22 protein-coding genes are annotated in these 24658 nt (G+C 34.3%); 7 read left to right on the top strand and 15 right to left on the bottom strand.

Going from position 1 to position 24658, the window contains the following annotated elements:
* The first annotated feature begins 78 nt into the window (after positions 1-78).
* Together B0A66_RS17105 and B0A66_RS17100 are read left to right on the top strand one after the other, a co-directional pair.
* Positions 79-1218 carry a DUF2931 family protein gene (locus B0A66_RS17105; RefSeq protein WP_165766635.1) on the top strand — a complete coding sequence of 380 codons (1140 nt, stop codon included), beginning with the start codon at positions 79-81 and terminating at the stop codon, positions 1216-1218.
* 6 nt (positions 1219-1224) lie between these two features.
* Positions 1225-2040 (top strand): hypothetical protein, encoded by an 816-nt coding sequence (locus B0A66_RS17100; protein WP_089051076.1) that lies wholly within the window; start codon positions 1225-1227, stop codon positions 2038-2040.
* 188 nt (positions 2041-2228) lie between these two features.
* Here B0A66_RS17100 and B0A66_RS17095 read toward each other — a convergent pair whose 3' ends face one another.
* The 11 genes from B0A66_RS17095 to B0A66_RS17045 all read right to left on the bottom strand — a co-directional run bounded on the left by B0A66_RS17095 (position 2229) and on the right by B0A66_RS17045 (position 16465).
* The gene (locus B0A66_RS17095; RefSeq protein ID WP_244283523.1) at positions 2229-3626 is read right to left on the bottom strand and encodes an MATE family efflux transporter; all 1398 of its coding nucleotides are present in this window, start codon (positions 3624-3626) and stop codon (positions 2229-2231) included.
* A 63-nt stretch (positions 3627-3689) separates the two neighbouring features.
* Positions 3690-5492, bottom strand: a complete 1803-nt coding sequence (locus B0A66_RS17090; RefSeq protein WP_089051075.1) for an IucA/IucC family protein — start codon at positions 5490-5492, stop codon at positions 3690-3692.
* A 10-nt stretch (positions 5493-5502) separates the two neighbouring features.
* Positions 5503-6102 carry a GNAT family N-acetyltransferase gene (locus B0A66_RS17085; RefSeq protein ID WP_089051074.1) on the bottom strand — a complete coding sequence of 200 codons (600 nt, stop codon included), beginning with the start codon at positions 6100-6102 and terminating at the stop codon, positions 5503-5505.
* A 12-nt stretch (positions 6103-6114) separates the two neighbouring features.
* Positions 6115-8514 (bottom strand): GNAT family N-acetyltransferase, encoded by a 2400-nt coding sequence (locus B0A66_RS17080; RefSeq protein WP_089051073.1) that lies wholly within the window; start codon positions 8512-8514, stop codon positions 6115-6117.
* A gap of 57 nt (positions 8515-8571) precedes the next feature.
* On the bottom strand, positions 8572-9690 hold the full coding sequence (locus B0A66_RS17075) for a heparan-alpha-glucosaminide N-acetyltransferase domain-containing protein (RefSeq protein WP_089051072.1): 1119 nt from the start codon (positions 9688-9690) through the stop codon (positions 8572-8574).
* A 2-nt stretch (positions 9691-9692) separates the two neighbouring features.
* Positions 9693-11024 (bottom strand): lysine N(6)-hydroxylase/L-ornithine N(5)-oxygenase family protein, encoded by a 1332-nt coding sequence (locus tag B0A66_RS17070; RefSeq protein WP_208862599.1) that lies wholly within the window; start codon positions 11022-11024, stop codon positions 9693-9695.
* Between the two features lie 11 nt (positions 11025-11035).
* A complete protein-coding gene (locus tag B0A66_RS17065) occupies positions 11036-12568 on the bottom strand; it encodes a pyridoxal phosphate-dependent decarboxylase family protein (protein ID WP_089051070.1) in 1533 nt (510 codons plus the stop codon).
* Between the two features lie 172 nt (positions 12569-12740).
* On the bottom strand, positions 12741-13367 hold the full coding sequence (locus tag B0A66_RS17060; protein ID WP_089051069.1) for a LuxR C-terminal-related transcriptional regulator: 627 nt from the start codon (positions 13365-13367) through the stop codon (positions 12741-12743).
* Between the two features lie 228 nt (positions 13368-13595).
* Complete coding sequence (locus B0A66_RS17055) at positions 13596-14204, bottom strand: thioredoxin family protein (RefSeq protein ID WP_089051068.1); 609 nt, start codon at positions 14202-14204, stop codon at positions 13596-13598.
* Between the two features lie 2 nt (positions 14205-14206).
* On the bottom strand, positions 14207-14689 hold the full coding sequence (locus tag B0A66_RS17050) for a TlpA disulfide reductase family protein (protein ID WP_089051067.1): 483 nt from the start codon (positions 14687-14689) through the stop codon (positions 14207-14209).
* A 189-nt stretch (positions 14690-14878) separates the two neighbouring features.
* Positions 14879-16465, bottom strand: coding sequence for a S8 family peptidase (locus tag B0A66_RS17045; protein WP_165766634.1), 1587 nt, complete (start codon positions 16463-16465; stop codon positions 14879-14881).
* A gap of 261 nt (positions 16466-16726) precedes the next feature.
* On the opposite strand from B0A66_RS17045, the gene pdxR reads away from it, so the two are divergent.
* Positions 16727-18139, top strand: coding sequence for a MocR-like pyridoxine biosynthesis transcription factor PdxR (gene pdxR, locus B0A66_RS17040; protein WP_089051065.1), 1413 nt, complete (start codon positions 16727-16729; stop codon positions 18137-18139).
* A gap of 38 nt (positions 18140-18177) precedes the next feature.
* On the opposite strand, the gene B0A66_RS17035 is transcribed toward pdxR, so the two are convergent.
* Positions 18178-18441 (bottom strand): DUF2024 family protein, encoded by a 264-nt coding sequence (locus B0A66_RS17035; protein ID WP_089051064.1) that lies wholly within the window; start codon positions 18439-18441, stop codon positions 18178-18180.
* Between the two features lie 86 nt (positions 18442-18527).
* Positions 18528-18755 carry a thioredoxin family protein gene (locus B0A66_RS17030; protein ID WP_089051063.1) on the bottom strand — a complete coding sequence of 76 codons (228 nt, stop codon included), beginning with the start codon at positions 18753-18755 and terminating at the stop codon, positions 18528-18530.
* Between the two features lie 213 nt (positions 18756-18968).
* Here B0A66_RS17030 and B0A66_RS17025 point away from each other — a divergent pair, with 213 nt between their 5' ends.
* From B0A66_RS17025 to B0A66_RS17010, 4 genes are all read left to right on the top strand, one after another.
* Positions 18969-19700 (top strand): YggS family pyridoxal phosphate-dependent enzyme, encoded by a 732-nt coding sequence (locus tag B0A66_RS17025; RefSeq protein ID WP_089051062.1) that lies wholly within the window; start codon positions 18969-18971, stop codon positions 19698-19700.
* A 30-nt stretch (positions 19701-19730) separates the two neighbouring features.
* A complete protein-coding gene (locus tag B0A66_RS17020; RefSeq protein WP_089051061.1) occupies positions 19731-20441 on the top strand; it encodes an AAA family ATPase in 711 nt (236 codons plus the stop codon).
* 6 nt (positions 20442-20447) lie between these two features.
* Positions 20448-21083, top strand: coding sequence for a hypothetical protein (locus tag B0A66_RS17015; RefSeq protein WP_089051060.1), 636 nt, complete (start codon positions 20448-20450; stop codon positions 21081-21083).
* 259 nt (positions 21084-21342) lie between these two features.
* Entirely contained in the window at positions 21343-21558 is a 216-nt protein-coding gene (locus B0A66_RS17010) for a hypothetical protein (RefSeq protein ID WP_089051059.1), read from the top strand.
* Positions 21559-21641: 83 nt separating this feature from the next.
* Here B0A66_RS17010 and B0A66_RS17005 read toward each other — a convergent pair whose 3' ends face one another.
* Positions 21642-22223, bottom strand: coding sequence for a Crp/Fnr family transcriptional regulator (locus B0A66_RS17005; RefSeq protein WP_089051058.1), 582 nt, complete (start codon positions 22221-22223; stop codon positions 21642-21644).
* A gap of 56 nt (positions 22224-22279) precedes the next feature.
* Complete coding sequence (locus tag B0A66_RS17000; protein WP_089051057.1) at positions 22280-23590, bottom strand: alpha/beta fold hydrolase; 1311 nt, start codon at positions 23588-23590, stop codon at positions 22280-22282.
* Positions 23591-24658: the final 1068 nt, after the last annotated feature.

Genomic DNA, 24658 nt, shown 5'->3' with positions numbered 1-24658 from the left:
ATTTATATATAATCACATAATATATCTTACTCCTGATGTTGCTAAATTGAAATGTTGTTTCAAAACAAAAGAGCATGCATGAGCGAGATTTTTTTATTACTTAGAATTGAAAAATGGGATTATAAAAAAATGGCAAATAATATGAAAATTACAACAATACTATTTATGGCACTTTCATTATTCTCCTGTCAAAACAATAAGAAACAAAAGAAATATTCGTGGACAGCTTCAGTCTGCACTCCAAGAAATTACCCTGCAGAAATATTTTCTGGACATTTAATCGTCGGCAAAACATTGCAAAGTGGCTATGTATATATGCCATTCGATCTTGTTATAAATAGTAATAATTTAGGTGATAATGATGGCTCTCCAACTGAGTGGGCAACTGAAATAGCACCTAAATTTTTAGATATTACCTGGTTATCTTTTACCGAGAAAAAAAGTTATTCTGGAGTTTTTGAGCTCGATTCTGAAAAAATTGAAAGTTTAATGATCAACGGTAGTGACAGGCCTTATTGGGACCCTGAAACAAAAAAAAAAGGAATAGCAAATGATCGAAACTTTGCAATAAACACCGGTTTATTTCCTGGAGGGATGGTCGTTTTATATGTTTTTAGCCAATCAAATATGACAATTGTAGGACGTTACCAAGCACATGAAGATAAAAATGTCGAATGGGGAATTGCACATGAAATAATGAAAACTAAAGCAGGATTTGATAGAGTAATTGATGCTAATATCAAAGAATTACCACAAGAAATACTAGACCAAATTGCTAATGGTACAATACCATTTGGTTATTGGGAAACCCTTTTTAGAGAATATCATATAATGCCGCTAATCAAAGCAGAAGATAAAGTAGAGACTATTAGGCTAAAATACATTAATGGTGAAGCGGAATCTATTTTCTTGAGTTTAAATGGCAATTCAATGCCTATTAAAAAACGTGCCATTCCAAGAAAAATAAATATTGTCTGGCACGATGTAAACGATGTACGCATGGAAACGGATATATTCTTTGATGAAAAAAAATCAAAAGCCATTTTTGAACGTATTGGAACAGCAGAACCTATTGGTTTTGTTATTGATATTGACCGTAACACCAAGCCAAGAGAAACCCAAGGACTTTCTATAAAACTAAAAATCAGTTCTGGTGTAATTGATATGAATGAAGCAATAGAATCGCAGGAATCCTTTACAAAACCAAAACCGTATTGATAAGAAATGAAAAAGATAAAAAAATACAAAAAGACAATTTTAATTGTAATACTCGCTCCATTTGTAATGCTATTTATTAATAGAATTATTGCTTTATATTATGATCAAACCTATTTTGATATTGACAAAGGAATTGAATCAGGAAAATATGAAATGAAAAAAATTAAAATTAGCGGATACTTGAATTATTGTGGAAGTGATGACCATTTAATACCAAAATACGATGCCGACGGTATTCTCGAATTAATTGATTCCAACAATGCTTATCAGGGACATGTTTATTTAGATACAATTCATTTAAATTTCATTATCGATATAAAGGAACATATATCTGGTTCTGAAATAAATGACGATCTAGTTCAAAGTGATAATTATGTAGTAATAGACAAAAAAGGACAAATTATTCAAAGAATAGTAATTGACAGTCTTACATATAATTTAAAAAATTGTCTTCTATTAGAAAACAAAATAGATAAAGTACAATATACAAGTATGCCTCCCGTAATTACCATGAAACATTTTCTAAAAAAAAGTTTTACCCCCTGTTTTATTCCTAAAATGACTTTAGGTATTTCTAATGTAAATGGAATTTGCTATACCTGGTCAGGCACTGCATATTGGGAACTTATTGCTAAAAATGAAAAGTTTAAATTCACATTTGAAGACGAGTTACAAGATTTGTTTTCTTACGATTGGTTTTTTGTTAGTAAACTTGGTTATTATGAGATTCCTAAGAAATATGAAGATTTATTTGATATAAGTTTTTTTGTTAAAAAAAATGATTTATATATCATAAAAAGAAAAGGACCATATAAGGATTAATCTTTTTTTTACTTCCTTTATACATCAAAATTTCAACACGTTAATAACTTTATATACCTAACAGGTCTTGAAGACCTGTTAGGATAATTATTAAACTTAGTACTGTACTTCCCTAAGAGTTTTTCAACTTTTTAGAAATCTAAAAAATCATTTTCTATAAAAACAATTTTAATAAAATCACAGAAAAACTAAACCAAAACCCGCTTCCAATTTCCTCTTCTGTACATCATCAGGCTTAATAGGGTAATTAAAGTTTCTGCAACGGGAATGGCGATAAAAACACCTGTTGGTCCCATTTCGTAGTAATGTACAAGCAAGTAAGCAAATGGAATCTGGAATATCCAAAAACCAAATACGTTAATCCATGTTGGTGTCCAGGTATCTCCTGCTCCATTAAAAGCATTGTTCAAAACCATTCCGAGACCATAAAAAATAAAGCCTACACTCATAATCTGCAAGGCATTTACAGCAATTCTAATGATAATTTCGTCGTTTGTAAAAAATGATATGAGATAATGCGCACTGCAAAAACAAACAATCATAATCGATCCCATAAAAATCATATTGTATTTCGCTGTTTTATACACGGCCTTCTCTGCCCTTCCAATTTCGTCTGCACCCAGATTTTGCCCGACCAAAGTTGCAACAGCATTGCTAAGTCCCCAAGCTGGAAGGACAAAAAACATCATGATTCTGATGGCAGTCTGATAACCCGATGAAGCATAATCACCTCCTGTTGTAGCAACAAGATTGGCTAAGAAAATCCAGCTGCACGATGCAATTACGTATTGTAAAACGCCCGGTGTAGCCAATTTCAAAATCGATTGTATTAAAGAATAATCCGGTACGAAATAATTCCACTTTATTTTTAGAATACCCCGACCATAAAAAAGAAAATAACATTGGTACACTACACCAATACCACGTCCAATCGTGGTTGCAATTGCAGCTCCCGTCACACCCATTGCAGGAATGAACCAAAAACCGTTAATCAAAACGGGACAAAGTATAATATTGGAAATATTAGCAATCCAAAGGCTTTTCATCGCAATTATTGCATTGCCCGCTCCTCTGAAAATTCCGTTTATCAGGAAAATCAGCATTACAAAAACACTGCCCGCCATCATAATTTTAGTATACAAAACACCATAGTCTACAGATGCTTCTGAAGCGCCCATTAAAAGCAGAATCTCTCTGGCGTAAACAAATCCCAAAATACTAATAACAAGATTAATACCGATTGCAATAACAATCGCCTGCACACCCGATTTTGCTGCCTGAGTATTTTCTTTTTCGCCAATTCTACGCGCAACAATAGCGGTTGTGGCAATACTTATTCCAATTGCAATCGAATAAATAATAGCAAAAACAGATTCGGTTAAACCAACGATCTGAATCGCATGATTACTTTCTTTTAAATGACCAACAAAATACAAATCGACCAAGGCAAAAACAGATTCCATTGCCATTTCTAAAACCATCGGAATAGACAAGATCAGAATTCCTTTTCGGATACTGCCTCTCGTAAAATCAAACGACTCGGCTTTTTCCAGCACTTTACTTAAACTTTTGAACATAATAATCATTGTGCTTTCTTTTACCAATAATAAAGACAGCAACTAATTTTTTAATGAATAAAAAGATAATGACTAAACTGAAGTCACTAAATTGGAGTTATGACGAAACGCCGCAACAGGATTTTTGAGTTTCCCCACAAACTGAAGACTTTCTATCGGGTCAGCTAAATCGAGCATTTGTTTGTTGTTTCGCAATTGCAGGCGATTCAGACAGCAGGAATCAAATTCAGGCTGAAACAAGTTGAATTTCTTAAATTGCGCAGCTAAATGGGGCTGATCCTGCTGGTAATTATGAATACAATTGGCTACCAATGACCAGAAATCTTCTTCTGAAAGTGTACCATTTTCTGCTAATATTGCGGAAAGGAAACGGAAATAGAACTGAAAAACATCATTAAAAATGCATAAAATTTTCAGCGGTTCTTTCATTTCAATATGAATGCGCTTCACTTTTTCCGGCAACGGAATTTCTCCATTAAATAACATTACTTCTTCCGTGATGTCTTTCATAATTGCTTTTACCGGAATATGATTTTCTAAAACTAAAATCAGGTTTTCGCCATGAGGCATAAAAACCATTTCATGCTGGTAAAAACAATGCAACAAAGGCGACAAATAAGCATCTAAATAATTGCTAATCCAGGCTTCGGCGCTGATTCCTGATTTTTTGATTAAGGCAGAGACAAAAGTTTTTCCGGACTGATCGACATGTAATAATGCCGCCATCGTCATGATGCTTTGTCCTTTTGCTAATTTTGGAATTGGGCTTTCTCTCCATAAAGTGGCCAGCATTTTGTTGTGCGGAATACTTCTTCCTAAGGGTTCGTAAAGGAAATTTCGATACCCAATTGTAGCGACTTCACCTAATAATGTAAATCCTTTTTGCTGTAAATAAGCATCATTTTCTACAAGATCGGCAACCCATTTTGTAATGGCTGGCGTACTTTCCATATAATAAGGAGAAAGTCCGCGCATGAAACCCATATTGATTACAGAAAGTGCTGTTTTAGCATAAAATTTTTCCGGTGACGATGTATTAAAAAAAGTGCGTATCGATTGCTGAGGACAATAATCATCTTCTCCGTATCCTAAGCAAACCAAATCACCTTCGGCAATATCAGGAGCAAAAATCAAAGCCAGTTTATTGAACCATTGCCACGGATGCACAGGAAAAAAATAATACGCATCGACTTGTAATTCCTGTGATTCTATAATACTTTCAAACTTTGCAATCGTCTCAGCAGACAATTCCTGTTGCAATACTTTTTGATAGTCTAAACTTTCAATTGCCGTAAAAGTAGCTTTGCTTTTGTGCCCTGCAATCCATAATAATTTTACAGGCGCATTGGCTTCCGGAGAATAGGTGGCAAAGTCATCGATATTAAAACCATTTTTACCGCTGTTGGCCACAAAACACGGATGTCCTTCGGTCATGGCATGTTCGATAATCTGATAATCTAAGGCTAATAAATCATCTGAAGTATATTTTTCGTTTGCAATTTTATATGCTGTGCTGTACAAAGTACTAGTAATTTCTTCTAAATACGTTGGTAAAAGATTTTCACTAATACCTAGCACCTCTTTGAATTCAATGATGAAAGCTAATAAACGCAAGGGAGCTGTCGCTCCCTCTATTGTTTTTTTGATTGTATCTACTGGAATTGACCAATGATTTAAAGTTAAAACCGAAGCCTTAAATGCATACTGAACATTGGCATCCGGTGCTTGAATGGTGTAGTAACCAGAACTGCTTTCGACCGGTGTAATCAATAATTCGTGAGCAAATTCGCTTATTGTTTTTTTAAGTAAAATTGCGTTTGCCTTATCCCAATTCTGTTTTGTTAAATGCTGTATATTTTGGGTTGGTATTTCCATTTTTATATTTTTAAACCGATTGTAATGCCTTGTAATAATCTGTGCGGGTGCAAAACTCTAAATGTGCTTTTTTGTGCGGTAACTCCAGTATGCGCTGAAAAACAAATCCCGCTCTTTTATTCAACAAGTGAATTTTATGATTTCGGGCATCAGGTTCTACTACAACACGTTGCGTAGCGGCATCTGAAAAAATAAAATCTAGAATGACCGTAAAGATCGTCCAGGTAAAATTTGGAATCGATTTTTCGAAGGGCGCTACCAGAATGTGCATGCCTTTGTCACCCTTTTTAGCATCATAGTATTTTCCAACAAGATCATTTTGAGGATCATAACATTCTAATAAAAAAGCAACATCATGATTAAAAATTCCAATGTAAACCTGCGCTTTTTCGAGAATGTTGTAATAGGTATTTTTTACTTCCTCAACAGAAAAGCCTTTCATTTCCCAATACACGGCGTAATCTCTATTTATCCAATTATGAATCAACGGAATATCGGCTTCCATATCAAGCGGACGCAGTTCGAAAACGCCTAAACCCGGAATCGTTTTTACAAAAACAACATCAGAAGCAACATCATTTTCGGGATGAGTTATTAAACTGTTCATCATTTGTTTAAGGTATTAAGCGATTATTTTTTTATACGGAGCGATCGGATTTTGTAATTTTCCTTGAAATTGCAGCAATGCCACAGGATCATCTAAATCGATCATAGTTTTGTTATTGTTCAGTTGCAAACGGTTTAAGCAAGACAACTGAAACTCATTCGCAAACAAATCATATTTGGCGAATTTAGCCTCCAAATGCGGATTTTGATCCTGATAATCAGAGATACAATCTGCAACAAGTTCCCAATAACGTTCTTCCTGATATTCATCCGACGAAACTAAAATTGCCGACATGAAACGGAAAAATCCATCAAAAACATCAATAAAAATCGAAAGCAGTTTTACATCCTCAGGAACTTCAGCATAAATTCTTTCGATATTTTTAGGAACCACAACATCAGGGTTTAAAATCACCGCTTCTTCGGTAATATCTTTCATGAAAGAACGTACCGGAACATGATTTTCTAAACCTAGGATAATATTTTCACCATGAGGCATAAAGACCAAATCATATTCATAGAAACAATGCAACAAAGGACTTAGGTAAACTTTGAAGTATTCTGTAAGCCAATTGTCTATTGATAAAGGTGATGCTTTGATAATTTCTGACAGCAATGATTTTCCGTCTTTATCAAGATGCAAAAGCGCTGCCATCGTCATTAATTGTTCATCGTTTTTTAACTTCGCGACCGGACTTTCTCTCCATAAAGAAGCAATCATTTTGTTGTATGGATTGTGTTTTCCAAAGCTTTCAAAATATGGATTGATGTAACTTACAGAAGCCACCTCGCCTAACATTCCAAAACCAACTTTTTGTAAATACGCATCACCGCTTAATAACTGATCCAGCCATTCTGCCATTTCAGGAGCTGTTCCTAAATAGAAAACCGGTAATCCACGCATAAAGCCCATATTCAGAATAGACAATGATGTTTTAGTATAAAACTTTTTAGGATTACTTAAATTAAAAAGTGTTCTAATCGACTGTTGTGCCTGATACAAATCTGGTCCGTAGCCTACACAAATCAATTTTCCTTTGGCTACTTCCGGTGAAAATAAATTGGCAAGCTTGTTAAACCATTGCCACGGATGAACGGGAATAAAGAAATAATCGTTTGGATTCTCCCCTTTCTCTACTATTGTTGCATTGAATTTTGAAATGGTTTCTGTGCCTAATTCTTGTTGAATTAAAACATCATAATCCAATTTTTTAGTTCCTGCATATACCGTTCTGTCGCGATGTCCAGCCAGCCATAAAATCTTAAACGGATTTCCGGCTTCTGGTGCATACGCTTTGTAATCCATGCTATTATACCCTATTCGTCCGTTGTTTGCCACAAATCCCGGATGTCCTTCCATCATGGCTTGCTCAATGGTTTGAAAATCAGAATTAGCAAGTGATTTTGAAGTTGAATTTTCCTTTAATAATTTGTAACAGCTTCCGTAAAGCGTGCTGATAATTTCTTCTATATACGATGGAAGCAATTGTTCTGAGATACCTAAACTGGTTCTGAATTCCTGAATAAAGTCGACTGCATCCAGAGGTAAAACAACATCGTTTTGATGCTTTTGTATCGTATCTGCTTCGATATTCAGGTGATTCATTTCGAGCAATTGTGCTTTAAACGTATACTTAATAGTATTATCATCTGCGAATAAAGAATACTTATTTCTGTTTTGTACACCCAGTTCTAAAACAGGTTCGATCAAATGTTCGTGTGTGAACTCACAGATTGCTTTTTTTACCAATAAACGATTGGCTTTTTCCCAAACTTCGGGTTGTATGTGCGTGATCGCTTTTTCTGGAAATTCTAATTGATTTTCGGTATTCATTTCAGTATAATTGAGGTTAAATGAATCTATTTTTTTGATGAATTGCTCTCGCGTACAGAAAGCTAGCAAGGCTGTTTTATGCGGTAAATGCACGACATCGGCATCTTCAAAACCAACGCGATGACAGATGTCAAACATCTTTTTGTTTCTGATGTCCGGCTCTACCACTATTCTCTGAATCTTGAGATCACCGAATACAAATTTCATGATACTCGAAAAAATATGCCACGTAAACTGATGCACGGGCTTAAGTGACGGCGCTACAATAATATGGATACCACAATCGTAATCCTGAACCGGATAGTAGGCTCCGATACTATCTAATTTTGGATTATAACGCTCTAATAAAAACGAAACTTCTCCATTTACAAGTCCAATAAAAACATCTGATTCTTTGTTGATTTTTTCATATTCAAGACGAACTTCTTCCAGATTTTTTCCCTGCATACCCCAATATTGCGCATAATCGCGATTGACCCAATCATGAATAATTTGGGTATCAACATCCAATTGCAACGGACGAAAATCTATCGTTCCGAAATTTGGAATTGTGGTGGTATAAATAGGATTATATGCATTCATTTTTTACACTATTTAAATTAATATTTACTTCATTTTTCTTTATGAAATAATACGATTCTAATTGTTTACAATTAATTCGTTGGTATTGGCTGTTGTTTTTCTTGCTCGTAATTGTGTTTTGATTTCGCTGTAGGCAAACTGAATACTGATGCTCAAGATAATAACAGCAGGAACTAAACATAAAACAGCCAGCTGATCCTGATTCCAAAAACCAACTACATACATGCCCCAATTGATTAAAACCCACTGAATAACATATAAACTTGTTACGTGCTTACTGCAAAAAATAAGAAAATTAAAGACTCCATTATTTTCTTTAAATAACTGAACTACAATATTAATTAGCCAATACAACACTAAATTTGTTCCAAGCAATAAAATGCTTCCTCCTGGTCCTAAATGGTAATAGTCGCCAAAATGATATTCAGGATTAGAGAAATTCAGAATTCCGCCAACGGCAATAAAAGCCAAGCCAACCCAAAGCATTTTCTTAAAAAACAATTCCTGATTTTCGTTGAGCTCTTTGTACCATCTTCCTAAAAACATACCAATCAATATAAATGCACTCCATGGAAATACAGGGAAATAGACATTGAACTGATTGCTAAAAAGTAAATCACAGCAATAATCCAGTCCCGGAATTCCAATTCTGTAACCGCTTAGTTCCTTTGATACTGCGATGATTAATAATGCCACCGCAAGCGGTACATATTTACTTTTGCTGTAATGATTTATTACGCCCATTATAAACAAGGTAAGTCCCGCCAATTGTAGAATATCTCCCAAAAGCAGGAAGAAAATCCCTGTTTCTAATGTGCCTGATTTTAAGCCGTACGCAGAAACAAATGTTTCCGGAAGTCCGCCAAAAATAAACTCAGGAACCAGAAACTTTAGAAGATTCATTCCGTAACCAATCGCCAAAATGTATAACGCTCTTTTGCAAACTGCTAAAAAACTCTGTCTTCTGGATAAAACAAACGAAATTCCCATACTCACCAAAAACATAGTCGTTCCGCGGCCTAACCATAAAGTGATTTCACCTAAAATGCTTTTAGTCTGGGTTTCAATCGTACCGTAAATCAGCATCGTGTGAATCATCATCATCAAAACCACACTCATTCCTCTGGCAATATCAATCGCCAGAACTCTCTTTTTTTGTTGTTGTACTGCTTCCATAATTATGCGATAGTTTCAAATGCCGGAGATTCCACAACTTCTGTTACAGGAGCACCAAATTCCTGAAATGCAATTTTCTTTTCGATAGCGTAATGCTCAACTCCGGTAATTTCTTTAATGATGTATGAGTTTCTGTAACAAACCATTCCTAAATCCGGAGTTACAAATCCGTGTGTGTGTAATTCTGCATTCTGAACAAAAATTTCATTTGCATTGTAGTCAATCGTATAATTTCTATTGGCTGCAAAACGTCCTTTTTCGTCCCAAAGAATTCGATCGGCAATTCCTTCTAAAAACTGTGGCAATTTATATCCGTATCCGGTTGCTAAAACCAATGCAGATGTTTTATGGCGGTAACGCTGATCTTGTTCTAACTGATGCAATTCTAATTCAAATTCCTGATTATCTTCATTGTACGAAGCTTTTGTGCAGGCTGCATTTGTTCTAAGATTAACATCAATTTCTGTAATTACTTTTTTACTGTAAATAGTATCAAAAATGGTCTCGATCAGGTCTTTATTAATTCCTTTGTAAAGTAATTTTTGGCTTTCAAGCAAGCTGTCACGTTTCTCAGCTGGCAAATTATAGAAATAATCTACATATTCCGGTGACGTCATTTCGAGTGTTAGTTTGCTGTAATCCATTGGGAAAAAGCGAGATGATCTCGTAATCCAGTTCAATTGGTAACCGTACACATCAATTTCCTGCAATAAATCATTAAAAACTTCGGCAGCACTTTGTCCGCTTCCTAAAACGGTAATGGCTTTTTGTTGCTGTAATGCTGCTTTATTCGAAACATAAGACGAGGAGTGAATCGCTTTTCCTTGCAATCCTTGACACGCTTTTGGTATATGAGGCGCTGTTCCTGTTCCTAAAACAATCTTTTTTGTTTTGTAAATCGACGTTACATCCGTGTTTGTACAAAGTGTTTTTACGATGTAAAGCTCCTGATTTTCATCAAATTCAATTGACGTTACTTCAGTATTAAAAAAGATATTAGGTAATTTTTTGATTGCCCATTGACAATATTGATTGTATTCATTACGAAGCAGTAAAAAGTTTTCGCGTATGTAAAACGAATACATTTTGCCTTGTTCTTTGATATAATTTAAAAAACTAAAAGGGCTTGTTGGATCTGCTAAGGTTACTAAATCTGCCATAAACGGAATTTGCAGCGTAGTGTCTTGTAACAACATTCCAGGATGCCAGTTAAAAGATTCGTTTTTGTCAAAAAACAAACCGTGAAGATTTTCGATAGGTGCCGTAAGACAAGCCAGACTAAGGTTAAAAGGTCCCACACCAACGGCAATGAAATCGTATGTTTTATTTTGCATGATTCTAATTTTTAATTTTTTAATGAATATTCCTGACCGTGATGCACGATTAGTGCAATAACTTCTTCCAGATCTTTGCGTGTTGTTAACGGATTTAATAATGTGAATTTCAAAAAGACTTCGTTGTAAACTTTTGTACTTGTTATGATCGCTTTTCCTTCGTTGAAAATTGCTTTACGAATATGGCTGTTTAGCGCACAATATGAAGCGCCATTTTCCTGAAAAGGCGTATAACGGAAAACAACTGTACTGATTTCAGGCTGATGAATGATTTCAAAATCATTGCGGTTTCTCAGTACATCTGCCGTGAACAAAGCATTATCCATTGCTTTTTCTATATAAGTACTCAAACCTTCTGTACCTATCATACGGAGTGTAAACCATAATTTTAAGGCATCGAATCTGCGTGTGGTTTGAATCGATTTTTTTACCATATTTGGAATTCCTTCGTCTTCCTGCTCTTTTGAATTAAGATAATCAGCATGGTATTTTATGTAATCCACAAAGGATTTGTTTCTCATAAAAAAACCGCTTGAACTTACCGGCTGATAAAATGTTTTATGATAATCGATAGTTACAGAATCTGATAATTCAATTCCTTCTAATTTGCCTTTGTACTGTTCACTAATCAGTAAACCACCGCCATACGCCGCATCAACGTGAAACCAGATATCATTTTGATGCGCAATAGAAGCAATTTCTGTTAGCGGATCGATAGAACCAAAATCAGTTGTTCCAGCTGTACCCACAATGGCAATTGGAATATTTCCTAAGTCTTTTTGTTGCTGAATTACCTTTTTCAGTGCATTGATATTCATTTTAAAATCGGTGTCAACCGCAACCGGAATCACAGCATTTTGTCCCAATCCTAAAAGACTTAAGTTCTTTTTTAAACTAAAGTGACTCACTTCTGAACATAAAACTCTAAATTTTGAAGCTTCAGGAGGAAGACCGTCCATTTTTGGATCAATTCCGTAGTGTTTTTTTATGTAATGATCTCTTGCCAAAAGCAATCCCATCATATTTGACTGCGTTCCGCCACTGGTAAAAATTCCGTCTGCGTTTTTAGGATAGCCCAGTTTTTCGATCGTCCAGTCGATCAATTTTAATTCGATAAAAGTTCCTCCCGTACTTTGGTCATACGTATCCATTGAAGAATTTAATGACGATACAAATGCTTCTGCTACAAGGGTTGGCGTTAAAATAGGACAATTAAGATGTGCTATGTATTTTGGATCATGAAAATGAATACAATCATTCAAATAAATATCCTTTAATTCTTCAAGAACAAAATCTAAACTCTTTCCGCTACTATTATTCTCAAGATGAATAGCATCAATTCTTGATTTAATAGTCGAAATGCCTGTACCTGTAAATGGAGTATTCCGTCCTTGTAAGTGATTGCCAATTGTCTTAATGGCCTTTTTCATACTTTTTCTATAAATCTCGAGCGATTTTTTGTTATTAGAAAAAATATGCTTGTTGTGCTTCTTCTCTCCTACACTTTCTTGCTGTAACAGCGTGCTTTTTTCTTGTGCCTCCATTTGCTTATTTTATTTAGATTGATTCTAAAGAATAGTTTTAGCAAATGTAGATTTGAAGGAAAATTAAATCAATACCATAAAAAAGTGAAAATTATTTCTACAAATGAGGTATTCAAAATACCTCATGTATAGTAGGAAATAAAACATAAAATAAGATTAAAAAATACGAAAATTACATAATTTTCTTTTCTAACGCGTACAATATCAGCTCAGAAGTAGTATGTCGGCCAGTTTTTTTCATTATATTTTTACGATGAGTTCTAAAAGTATGAATACTGATAAAAAGGTCAGATGCGATACTCTTGCCGTTATTTCCCTGTGCGATTTGCTTTAGAATTTCAAACTCTCTTAGCGTTAGTTTTTCATCGATATTTTCATTTGGTAAAGCAAAAACATCAATCAGCGCATTCAGCGTTTTGGGGCATAAATAACGTTCTCCATTATTTATTTTGTAAAGTGCGTCGTAGATGGTTTGCTCTTCGCAGTCTTTCGAAATAAATCCGTTGATATTATCTTTTAAAAAACTGTCGATTGTTTGCTTGTTTTTGAAGTACGATAAGATTATGATTTTGCATTTTGGATATTTTGCTCTAAGTACCTTTAAATCATCATCATAAAACAAAAAAATATTATTAGGGTCAATAATAAGGCAATCGATATCATTCTTATGCAAACACTTAAACAGTTCTTCTCCAGAGTTAACGACCTTTAAGTTGGGGGTTTTCACCAACTTTTTAAGTGTATGTTGCAAGCCAATTATGTGTAGGTTTTCAGAATCGGCAATAAGAAAATTTTTCATTGTTATTTAGATTAGTTCTAAACAAAATTAATAGATTAAATTCAATTATGAAATAATCTAGTTTAAAAAATAGTTATTTTCTTATAGATTGCAGTGACAGCAAGAAAAGTCATAGTGACAATATCATTTTTCTAATCTTAAAATGCTACTAATACCCTGATTATAGTATAAAAAAAACGCCTCAAATGAATGAAGCGTTTCTCAAATTGTGCTGTAAAACAGTTGAATTTATGCTTTGGCTTTTCGTTTTACGGTACAACCTATTTCTTTTGTTTCTGTAATGGCTGGTTTCTGATTGTTCTTTAATGCAGTAATTACATCTTCGACATATTTAGTTTTATCTGCCTTTAGACCTTCAGGATCATTATCGATAGCTCCGGTATATTCAATTGCTGTTCCTGTTTTAGATTTTGACACTACAAAAAGATGCGGTGTGTGTTTCGCCCCATACTGATCTGTAACCACTTGTCCCGGATCAAACAAGTACGGAAAAGCATATTTCTTTGCTTTCGCCAGTTCCTGCATTTTTACAAAAGTATCTGCTTTAGAAGCTTCCGGATCGTTTGGATTAATAGCAATTACAGGATATCCCTGAGGTTTAAACTTTGCATTCAATTCTATAATTCTTTTTTCGTAGCCTATTGCATAAGGACATGTATTACAAGTAAATACAACAATAAAACCTTTTGCATCAGGAAAATTAGCAAAAGAAACTTCTTTATTATCAACGTTTTTCAGTTTAAAGTCCGGTGCAGCTTCTCCTGCTTTGAGTGTTTTGCTTTGTGCCTGCGCTATTAGTACGCTAAATAACAATAAAATGGTGATGTGTTTTTTCATAATTATATTTTTTTATATTCTGTAAGTAATTGTTCGTAAGTGAATTCTGTTTCTGAAAAGACTCGTTTTTCATTTTTTATAAAAAGCGTTGCGGGAATACTTCCTGACCACGAAGGATCAATACGATCGATATACTCCTGCGGATTAGATTCATTCAGTAAAAATACTTGGTTTTGCAGTTTTTTCTTTTTCGCAAACGGAACAACAGCGGAAGTAAGTTTCGATTTAAAGTCAACACTTACTAGCAACACAGCCAGTTTTTCTGATTTGTATTCCTGTCCCAGCTTTTCAAAATGAGGCAATTCTTTAATACATGGTGCGCACCAGGTCGCCCAAAAATTGACAACATACGTACTGTCTTTTCCGTTTTTTATTCTTTCCTGAAGCTGATCTACCGTAATTAGTTTTACTTTTTGACTGTAACCAGTAAATGAAATTGCTAAAAACAAGAAAACGAATACTTTAAGGATTCTATATTTCTTCATACAATAAATTGAAAATGAATTATTTAAACATGGTTTTTATTACAAATATAAACTAATCTCATTATATGATTGCTATATCAGCTTTATAAAAGTAGTTCTTTATTCTATACCTTTTCTTTACAAAGCACACAAAAAAAAGCCGATTTTCAGCATTTTGAAAATCGGCTATTATCAATATTAATTAAAATTTTATTGTACTGCTTTTAAAACGTCTACATTTCCGTAGCCAAATTGAGCATCTTTTGACGGATAAAGAGAAGCCGATCGTTGTAACTTATCTAAAACCTGCTGTCTTGTCCATGTTGGATTTTTAGACCAAACCAAAGCTGCAACACCTGCCATTGTTGCTGTCGCAACAGAAGATCCGCCAACATATTCTTCTGTGTTATTGACAGAACCAAGAACTGGAACTGTTTTTTTAGTCCCTGTTCTTTGCATAACAACTGTAAAATCTACCTCTTTTCCGCTATGGCAATTATCACAGCGTTTAAATTCCGCTCCTTCTTGTATACCAGTTACAGCAACGACTTCGTCCATTGTGGCAGGGAAAATAACACCGTAAAAATTATTGATTACCTGAACAGAAGTACCAGCAGCAGAAAAGATCAGTTTGTTTTTGGAGTACGCATATTTTATAGCATCTCTTATTTTTGTCTGCGGAATTATACCTTCTGTTCCCATCGACATCGAAATAATCTTAACCTTATTATTATCAGCCAATTTCATAAATGCCTTTTCTACACCTCTCGAAGCCTGATAAAATCCAATGTAAACACCAGAAGAAGCTTTGTAACTAATTAAATTGGCATTGTACGCCACACCAACCGGAAATCCTTTGTTATTTCTTGGCGCTGCAGCAACAGCATTCATTGTCGTACCATGTCCGCATGCATCATTTGGACTAGTAACGGTTGTTGCCCATGGCCAAAAACTATCGACATACGTGCTATACTTTTCAACGGTTCTTCCCTGTGAAAGTCCATTATTAAAATCACTTCCCATTAACGATTGCTGATCTGCAATTCCTGTATCAACCACCGCAATAGTTACACCGGCACCTGTACTATATTCCCATGCCTGCGGAATATTGTGTATATAAAAGTTCCAAGGTACTTTGGCATTGGGTGCTACAACAGTATAATCTCCTGCCGTCAGCGTTTCAGCAGCAGCTCCGCATCCTGATTCATATATAGAAGATGCTGATTTCATGATATTCTTTTGTTCGATTTCATAAGCATAATTAGAAGGCTCTATGTAGCGAATGTTGTTTTCTTTCAAAAGATTAACAAAGGTTTCTCTGTTATGAATAAAAACATCAATAAACTTAATAGTATCATTTTCACCTAAAAACAACTTGTCTTCTTCTGCTTTTTTACTTGCGATTCCTTTCATTTCTGAAGTCAAAACCATCTTTTTCAATCGCGTTTTAATTTCCTGATCTTCTGAGGTTCCTTTATTTGTAGCGCCCGAAAGATCTCCCTGATAACCAATGGTTACCACATTTTCGCTATGTACAATGGCGCTCCATATCATTTGATTCGTAGCATCTGACCAATTAAATTCACCTTTTGCCTGCCTGATAACATCAATTCTTGAATTAATTTCTGAAACCGACAAGGTGTCTCTTTCAAACACCTCTCCATTAGAAGATACCGTATTTACTGTTCCTTCTTCGTCCTTCGCACAAGAAAATAACATTCCAATAATAAGCACACTTATTATCCCAAATTTACCTCCTCTTACACTGCCACTTTTCATTTTGTTCTTTTCTTTCATGTTCATTTAGATTTTACATTGCTATTTTTTTTACCACAATTTAAGAATATAATTACGAATAAAAATAAAAAACAACATCTAAATCTTACTTTTAACAAAAAAGACCCTTTAAATATAATGTAACTATAATTGAAGGTTAAATTATATGCTTATTTTTTAAGATTAAAAAGAACCAAACCGCACAAAACCAGCTACACATTGTAAATTAATGTATATTTGGACTAGCTAAAATTACTATTTTACAAACAATAAATAGTCCAGATGTTACGACCTTGGCAATTAGAAATTCAATTAGATAAAAAATCCAATACAGCAATTTACCTGCAAATTGCAGATGCCATAATCAGTGCAATAAAATCAGGAAAATTAACCTCCGGAAATGCTTTGCCTGGCAGCAGACAATTGGCCGTTTTACTAAACGTAAACCGAAATACAGTAATCGAAGCCTTAGATGTATTACTGGCTGAAGGCTGGTTGATTACCATTAACCGAAAAGGAACTTTTGTTGCTGCTATTTTACCACAAAACAGTACTAATACCAAACCAAAACCGGATTTCGACAGCATTGATGAAGAACCAAAAGCACATCTTATTTTTGATGATGGACTTCCGGATAGCCGTCTTGCTCCTATGGCAGATCTGGCGAGAGCATATCGCGAGATTTTCAACAGAAAGTCGCGCTGGCAAATTATGGGCTACAGTAATGAATTAGGCGCTGCCGAATTCAGAAAAGCAATTGCTCAAATGTTGAATTTTAAACGCGGAATGAATGTTGCCGCGGATCAAATATGCATTACACGCGGAAGCCAAATGGCGATGTACCTTACTGCACATTGCCTCTTTTCAGAAGGAGATTTTGTTATGATCGAAAATCCTGGGTATCAGCCAGCATGGAAAGCATTTGAAAATGCCGGCGCGAAACTGCTTCCTGTAACTATTTCACATGATGGTCTGAATTTAGACGAAGTCGAAACGTATCTAAAGAAATACAATACTATAAAAGCCATATACGTTACGCCACACCATCAATTTCCGACAACAGTAACGCTCAGTCTCAAAAAAAGACTGCAACTCATTGCATTATCCAATCAATACGGATTTACGATTATCGAAGATGATTACGATCATGAGTTTCATTTTGGGCAACGTCCTATTTTACCAATTTCAAGTTATGAAAATGCCAAGAACTTCGTATACATTGGTACCTTAAGTAAAATTGTTGCTCCTGCATTACGTATTGGTTATCTGGTTACTACGCCACAAAATATTCAGAAAGTAGGCAACCATCGTAAAATTATTGATGTACAAGGCGATAATATCATGGAAGAGGCCGTTTTGCATCTTATAAATGAAGGTATCATTAAGAGGTATCTCAAAAAAAACAATCACATTTACAAAGCAAAAAGGGATTATTTTGAAGGGCTTTGCCAACAATTTCTCAAAGACAAAGCCACATTTACAAAGCCCGAAGGCGGTTTAGCCTTTTGGATTGTACCTAATTCCAAGGTCGACACGGTATTCGTTTACGAACAGTTACAAGCAAGAGGCATTCAAATCATGAATCCTGAAAAATTCAGTTTTGAAGCCCCAATTTCCGGCTTCCGACTAGGATATGCTTCTCTTACAGAAAAGCAAATGGAGGAGGGAATTACCGCACTTTCAGAATATTTGTAAAAGCATTCAGTTCAAATCATGCTTGATTTTACTGTAAATTAATAACAGTTTTCCATTTCAATAATCGAAAAACCATGCTCCTTTATCTGATTTTCAACTTCTTCAGGTGCTTTATCAATATGGCAAAATTGACATTCTTCTGAGGTTAAAGCCTGACCTTCCTGCATCACTGTTTTAAGGTACTTTCTGCCAAATTCAAAAACCGCATTGGCATCTGCTGTATTCTCGTCTACAAGAATATCAAAATGCATCACTTTTCCGTCTTTTCGGGTTACATAAGTATCCCATACTGCTACTTTCATCGTATTTTATATTAGTTGATTTGAAAATTATTTGTTTTAAAAAATTTATAAAACCTCTTCAAAATACTTCGAAGAGGTTGTTATATTTACCCAATTACATCTTCCATAGAAGCTCCAAAGTTTATGTGTAATACATTCCCGTTTGGCGTTACCAAAGCCGGAACAGATAATACACCTGCTTTTTGAGCATCGGAAATTCTGGTTCTGTCTGTACCAATATTTACTACTTCTACATCCTGAACTAAATTCAAAATGTCATGTTCTGCACTTACGCAAACTGGGCATCCTGCATGATAAAAAATAGATTTACTCATCACAATTAATTTTTAAGTTGACTTTATTGTCAGGACAAAATTACTCCGAAAGACAAATCCTCCCATAATCCAGTTTTTTGATTTATCACCGTATACTGGTCCAGTTCTCTTCTCAATACACTATTTACAACTTATTGATTAACATCTGGACTACTTAGCAATAGCAAAAACTGGATCTTTTGCACACTACAAACATCAGCTAACTTTGCTGCTATGAAAGAACTTATAATTTCGAATCTAAAGCAGGTGCATCAGCGTATCGAAAATGCCTGCAGTATTTCCGGCAGAGACGTATCAGATGTACAGTTATTGCTCGCTACAAAAACAGTTTCTGCAGAATCTATTAAGATTGCTGTTGAAGCTGGAGAAACCTTAATTGGTGAGAACAAAATGCAGGAACTTCGAGATAAAAATCAGATTTTAAAAGAGTTACCAATAGAACGCCATTTTATTGGACATTTACAAACCAATAAAGTAAAAGATGTTTTAAAGTACGCTAACTGCATTCAATCCTTAGACCGATTAAGTCTGGCGCAGGAATTAGACAAGCAATTACAAAGAGAAAACCGCCAATTAGATGTTTACATACAGGTAAACACCTCATTTGAAGAAAGCAAATTCGGTTTAGCGCCAAACGATGTATTACCATTTCTTCATCAAATCAAAAAAATCAAAACCTTAAATATCAAAGGTTTAATGACCATTGGTTTATTGGATGTCGAAAAAGAAAAAATGAAACCCTCTTTGCGTTTATTACGAGAAATAAGAGATGAAATTTACACTGACAACACCTTAGAATTAAACGATTTAAAACTTTCTATGGGAATGTCACAAGATCTGGAACTGGCCATAGCCGAAGGTTCTAATGTAGTGAGAATAGGAACATCGATATTTGGAAACCGCTTTTTAGGAAAAGAAATCTGGAACGAAAATATTACAGAATAAAATCTACTTTTGCACCAAATAAAAATGCACATGAATCTCTACGAACTTACCGTACAGGATACTGAAAAAATAGCGTTGAGCGACTTACTTTTTAGTGATGAAAACTTGGCTGCTCTCACACAAATTATTAAAGAACATCGCTATTTAGAAGAGCTAAAAAAGTACAATCTTAATGTAGATAACAAAATTTTACTGCACGGACACTCCGGCTGTGGCAAGACTTCTACAGCAAAAGCAATTGCTGCGGCTCTCAATAAAAACATTGTAATCATTAATTTGAGCACGCTGATTAATGCACGAATTGGGGAAACTTCGAGGAATGTAAAAGCAATTTTTGACAAAGCGAGCAGAGAAAATGCCGTTTTATTTCTGGATGAATTCGATCAGATTGGCAAGAGCCGCGATTCTGATGATAAGGATGTCGGCGAAATGCGACGTCTTGTCAACACTATTATTCAGTTAATCGACTATTTTCCAGACAATAGCCTGCTAATTTGTGCTACCAATCATTACCACACCATTGATACCGCATTATTAAGACGATTTCAAATTCGGTTACCTTTCGAAATGCCCGACGAAGATCAGTTAAACACTTATTATGATACTTTACTAACAACATTTCCTGTTCATTTACAACAAATTACGCGTAAATACAATATTTCGTATGCCGAAACAAAAGACTATATTCATACTCTAATGAAAAAACAAATTATCGAAGAGCTCGAAAATTCCAATATTTAAAATTGTATGAAAAAAATAATACTGATTACCATACTTGTTTTAATCATGCTGTACGTGCTAAAACAAAAAGTTTACAAACCTTACGCCTGGAAAAAAGCCATCAACAGCAAAGAACACCAGTTGCAATTAGGCAGTTTTATCTTCAGCAAACAAAGAGGATCAAACGGGAGCCAAAGTTATGAAAATCATTATTTTGTATTTAAAGTAATCGAAATCAATGGCGATTATGTGCGTCTTTCAGTAGTGCGACAATTATCTCAAAATAAAACCATTCAAAAAGGTGATTTCAGTACCACTTCCGAGGCTTACAAAGAATTAAAAAAGACCATTACCACCTTAACCATTACACCAATTCAGTCCACAGATTTATATCACGGAGATGGTCCTTCCATGACCGTAAACCCTTATTTATTAAGCAAATATCCCAAAATAGCAACATCAAGATATTACTACGAAGAGGTATCACAAAAAAACAAACCAATTCCAACCGATATAGCGGATCTAAGTTATTATTTGAGTCTGGTTTATTCTAAAAAAGAAATTCTGGAACGCGGAAAACTAACACCTTGGGGATTAAACAATAGCGAAACACCTGAATTACTTACCCGACTATCAAAAGATATCGACCTGATTATCAACTAAAACAAGTCAATTTTTGCGAAATAGTTTTATTAGGAGCTATTCCGGCCATACACTATATCTTTGCTTGCTTAAAGAAAGCAAGCAAAGGATGCTGTTTCTGTCCGGGCTAGGAAATTGGTTTTCAAAAGAAATAAACCAAAACAATTAAAACACTGTAAATGAATATTTTATAAAACAAATTATAAAATCATGTAATTATTTTTAGCCGTAACAAGCTAATTTTGAGAAACACATAATTAGTAACTAAAAAATCAAAACCATGAAAACAGTAATCAAATCAAAAATCGCATTCCTTTTCATAATCATAGGATTATCATTTTCTTGCAAAAAAAATGATACAATTCCGGTAGATTCTGACCTATATGTTGATTCCACAGTAACTACAGTCGATAGCGTAAACGCTACCGTCGATACTCTTGGTATCGCTACCGATACGACGATGGTAAGCGATACGATCGCAAAACCAATAAAATAAGAACAAATTGCTGTACAAAAAAGAAACTCTATCATTATGAATAGAGTTTTTTTATATCATTTTTTCAGCGTAAAATAGAACTTCTATCCTAGTCTTTTTCTAATTCTGCTCAACGATTGACTCGTAATTCCTAAGTAAGAAGCGACATGAAATAAAGGAATACGCTTAACGATTTCGGGCTGTTCTTTTTGCAATTTTAAGTAACGTTGTTCCACTGTATTAAACAACAAAGCCTCCATTCTAAGCTGTGCATAAATAAAAAACAGTTCAGCCAAACGTCTTCCAGTATTTGCCCAGCCATTGTTTACATCGTACAAATGATACAAATCTTTATACTTTATAGCATAAAGTTCGGCATCTTCAAGCGCTTCGATATAGTAAATACAAGGATATTGATAAATAAAACTAGCAAAAGAAACGATAAATTGCCCCTCAGAAAAGAAGAACATATTGCGCTCTTCTCTGGCTTCTTCATCGAAATAATAGATTCTAAAAAGCCCGCTTCGTATAAAACCTAAGTCAGAACAAACGAAGCTTTGCATATTAAAAAACTCCCCTTTTTTTATTGTTCTGCTATACCAGCATGCACTTCCTTTTCCAAAATCTTCTTGCGAAAGTCCTGAAAAATTATGCAAAAAATCAACTAATTCCTTCTTATCTTCCATAGTAAAATAGTAAAACCCAGCCGTTATAGACTGGGTTAAAATTATAAAATAAAATATTACTTTACCGGCTTCAGAAACTGCAAGACTTCCTTAGCATGTGCTTCTCCTTTAAAGAAATCTCTAAATTTATGCACTACAATACCTTTATCATTCACTACAAAAGTTTCCCTTCCGGTCAGGAATAAGGCATTTTTTACCCCAAATTGCTTGATCACTTTGTTACCGGGATCACTCAAAAGTCTAAAAGGAAGGTTGTTTTTCTCTGCAAACTGTTTGTGGCTTTCAATTCCTGCCGAATTTATACCGATCACTTGTATTCCTGCAGCTGTAAAGTCCTGATAACTATCGCGAAAGGCACAGGCTTCTTTAGTACAAACACCACTTTCATCTTTTGGATAAAAATAAATCACACTCGTAACTCCTTCTAAATCAGTTACACTATTAAAAGTCTTTCCGTTATGATCCTGTAGGGAAAAATTAGGTATTTTGTCTCCAATTTTTAGTTCATTCTTCATTGCTAAATCGTTTATTGTTGTTAAACCGTTTAAAATCGTGTATACTTCTTTGGGTTGCGACACAAACGGACTGTGACCTGATTGTATCGAAAATGTATTTGTAATTCCGGCTTCCTGCACCATTTTTTGCTGAAAAGCATAACTTATTGCACGATCTTCAGTGGTGTAGATATAGTATTTTTCTAAGCTTTCGAATACCATTTTATCATATTGAAGTGGTGTTCCATGAGGTGCCAGAGGCTCCGGTTTTAAGTTCTTAATCAGTAAGTCATTTTGCTTTTGTGTTCCGTCCTGGCAAAAGATTTTAGGAATAGTAACGTCCGGATTTTTAAAAGTGGCTGTAGTTCCATCTGTTGAAAATAGCAATACATCAGGTGTAATTGATGAACTTTTATCTTGCGACGAAAGCTCAAAAACCGACTTTCCACTTGGTGGAACAAAGCCCGCAATGTATACCAGTTTTTCGATTTTGTTTGGAATTTCTGTTGCCGTTTGGGTAATAATGGCGCCTCCAAAACTATGTCCCACTAATATAACTTTACCATTTACAGCATTTATTGCCGTCTTTACACGGCTTACATAATTGGCTAAAGTTGCTTCTGCAAGTGGTGAATTATCTGTTCCGTGTGCCTGAAGTTCTACAGCAATAACCTGATGTCCTTGGTTTTCTAATTGCTGTTTCACATCATCCCAAACAAAAGAAGTTTGCCAGGAACCGTGAACTAATACAAATGTTTTGGGGTCTGTTTTATTATCATCACTGGCATTACATGATGTTATGCCTGCAAAAAGGAATGAAAGGAATACTATTTTCAATACAATACCTTTAATTTTTTCGGTTGTCTTTCTCATATCTGAATTTTTAATAGAGCAAAATTCATCTAAAAGAGAACCTCTAAGATTACCTTAAGGTAATTGCAGTTAAAAAAATTTAACGTATTCAGAATAGAAATCAATCCTAAAAATGAATCTAAAAGATAGAAACTAATGGCTAAAAATTCAGAAAATAGTACCCTAAAATATTTTCAAAGAACAGGTTTTAACAGAAGAAAAAAAGTGTAATTTCGGCTCAAAAAAAGCATTCATTTTTCAACCTCTAAAATGATGAAAATTTAAAGATTTTAGACTTTTTAAAAGTCTTAGAAGTCAAAATTAACAACAAAATACGCTAGTAATCGTCTCTAAATAACACATCATTTTAAACTTTACATTAATTAACTTAAATCACTGGTAATTAAATAGTAAAATATAAATTTTAACACGCACTGACATTGTGTCATATACCCAAAAAACTTAATAATAGTTCGTTTTTCACATAATTCACGAATCTTTAATTTCAAAAAAAAAGCAACATTATTTTTTGTTCCTTATCAACATGAATTTAGCACCAATTTCGCGCTATTTTTTTCTTCGCTTGAAGTATCTAATTTTAATATTTTTTTGTTACCACTTTTTCAAAAAAAGACAAACTTCTTAACTCCCACTTTACCTGCCTTTTTAAACTTTATTTTATAATTTCTTTTTCAAAAAATCTAAGTTTAAAATGCAATATTTATGAAGAAACCAAATAAACCGTGTTATTTAAATGTTTTCAATGTAATCCACATAAGAATACCACTTTTAAACAAAAGCGTCTTAAAACGGCTTTAAATTGAGTTAAAAACACTCTGGTTAACCAAATCTCAATTTGAAGTTGTTACGAGAATTTTAGAAGTTAATAAAACCTGAAACGGAACAAAATTACTTGCTTGATTTGGACTTAATTTTCATCAATACAATAAAAAACACCAACTTCAAAAAAATAAGTGATTAATTTACAATATATTAAACACAAACTACTAAACTAAAACATTAATAAAAGCATTTAAAAACGCTTCAATTTTTTTAAATAATCTTTGAGTTTTAAATATTTTGTTAATC

This window comes from Flavobacterium hercynium, from assembly GCF_002217285.1.
Taxonomy (GTDB): Bacteria; Bacteroidota; Bacteroidia; order Flavobacteriales; family Flavobacteriaceae; genus Flavobacterium; species Flavobacterium hercynium.
This window is presented reverse-complemented; position numbering and strand designations above follow the sequence as displayed.